Annotated in this window: 3 protein-coding genes; all 3 read left to right on the forward strand. The window is 73.1% G+C overall.

Features of this window, described 5'->3' with window-relative positions:
• Window positions 1–395: glycosyltransferase (locus HGA02_RS18035; RefSeq protein WP_168680646.1), on the forward strand; the 395-nt coding region annotated here is incomplete at its 5' end.
• 204 nt (window positions 396–599) lie between these two features.
• Complete coding sequence (locus HGA02_RS18040) at window positions 600–1085, forward strand: aromatic ring-opening dioxygenase LigA (RefSeq protein WP_168680648.1); 486 nt, start codon at window positions 600–602, stop codon at window positions 1083–1085.
• A 203-nt stretch (window positions 1086–1288) separates the two neighbouring features.
• A complete protein-coding gene (locus HGA02_RS18045) occupies window positions 1289–1777 on the forward strand; it encodes an aromatic ring-opening dioxygenase LigA (protein WP_168680650.1) in 489 nt (162 codons plus the stop codon).
• Window positions 1778–1882: the final 105 nt, after the last annotated feature.

Consider the following 1882-nt stretch of genomic DNA (forward strand, 5'->3'; position numbering starts at 1 on the left):
CCGCGGTGTCGGCGCAGGGGCTCGACGGCGTCGTCGACCTGCGCGGCCGCCTGACGCGTCCCCAGGTGCGCGCCGCCTACGCGCACGCCGACGTGTTCCTCGCCCCTGCCGAGCTCGAGGCGTTCGGCATCGCCGCGCTCGAGGCCCGGACCGCCGGGCTCGCGATCGTGGCGCGCCGGGGCACGGGCATCGCGGAGTTCGTCACCGACGGCGTCGACGGGCTGCTCGTCGCCGACGACGCGGAGATGACCGAGGCCGTCGTGCACCTCGCCAAGGACGGCCGGCTGCTCGCGGGCATCCGCACGCACAACCGCTCGGTTCGTCCCGCGTTCGGCTGGGACGACGTGCTGGGAGCGGCGCTCGCCGAGTACGAGCGCGCCCGCGCGATGCGCTGACCGGCAGTTTCGATACTTTTTTGTTGCGGACGCACTGAACCGATTCGTCGTACGCCCCGTTGTCACATCGTGGACAACTCCGCGCATCACACCCGTGACAGCGGCTAGCGTCACGGGGACCGCGCGGTGCATGTCCTCGCCGGGGTCGCTCGTCCACACCTGACCTCGGCACGTCCGTGATACCGACCCATCAGGGGGACCACCATGTCCGCACGTGCACGCCGCCGTCCCGTCCGGCTCCTCGGCACCCTCGTCCTCGCGCTCGGAGCGCTCCTCGCCGTCGCCGGCGTCGCCACCTGGTTCGGCGTCGGCGCGAGCCTCGGCCAGGAGGAGATCCACGTCTCCGACGACGCCCCGGCGTTCGCCGGCCAGCTCGTCGACACCCCGTGGGAGGCGTGGTCCCAGGCCGAGGCCATCCGCGGTCACGCGATGGCCGAGTCGGACGGCCGCACCTACGCCGAGCTCGACCAGGACGACGCCGCACGACCGATGGTCCAGACGGCCTCGTTCCTGCGCGCGTCGCTCATGACGTCCGTCATCGCCTTCGGCGTCTCGCTCCTCGTCGTCGGTGTCGGCGTCGGCTTCCTGCTCGCCGGGAGCGCGCTGCGCTCCCTCGCCGCGTCGACGAGCGGGCCCGACGCGCGGCACGACGCGACCGACGAGACGCGCCCCGTCGCCGTCCCCGCCTGAGCGCGCGAGACCCCGTCGAGGTCTGCCGGGCGGCCCCCGCGGTCGCCCGGCAGGCCGCTGCTCGCGGGTGTGTCGCCCGTTACCTCCTGTTCTGCCCACCGACCTGGGGATACGCTCGCCAGGAAGGTGCTGTCTCGTGAGCTCGGCCTGTCGGGCCCGGGTGTCCGGGCCCGTTCTGTCAGTGGTGCAGAAGGGATCGGGAAATGTCGAGTGCTGCAGTGGGGGAACGGTCGGGCGCGGTGCGCGTCATCGGCCTCATCACCGTCGTCCTGGGCGTCGTCTTCATCGTCGCCGGGGGAGTCACGTGGGGAGCGGTCGCGAGCAACCTCGCCGCCGAGAAGATCACGGTGTCCGACGACGCGTCGGCCTTCCAGGGCCAGCTCGTCGACACGCCCTGGGAGGCGTGGGTCCAGGCGGACATCATCAACACGCACGCGCTCGAGGCGTCGGGCGGCAAGACGTACGCGGAGCTCGACCAGGACGACCCGACGCGCTCGACGGTGATGACCGCGTCGTTCCTGAGGGCGTCGCTGTTCACCTCGGTCGTCGCGTTCGGCGTCGCGCTCCTGGTGTTCGGCGTCGGCGTCACGTTCGTGCTCGTCGGCTGGGCGCTGCGCAAGGTCGGGACCGTCCCGCGCGCCGTCGTCACCGACACGCCCCAGACGGCGCCGCCCGCGACCGCCAACGTCTGACCGGCCGGCCGCGTCGTCGCGGTCCCGTCGGCAGCACGACGAAGGTCCGGTCCCCGGGGTGGGGACCGGACCTTCGTGCGTGCGGGCGGCCGCGGCGGGGGTGCG

This window comes from Cellulomonas septica (assembly GCF_012396155.1).
Lineage (GTDB): Bacteria > Actinomycetota > Actinomycetes > Actinomycetales > Cellulomonadaceae > Cellulomonas > Cellulomonas septica.

Excerpts from the sequence above, each read along its gene's own strand:
- HGA02_RS18040 (WP_168680648.1), top strand. The coding sequence starts at position 600 with ATGTCCGCACGTGCACGCCGCCGTCCCGTCCGGCTCCTCGGCACCCTC.
- HGA02_RS18045 (WP_168680650.1), top strand. The coding sequence starts at position 1,289 with ATGTCGAGTGCTGCAGTGGGGGAACGGTCGGGCGCGGTGCGCGTCATC.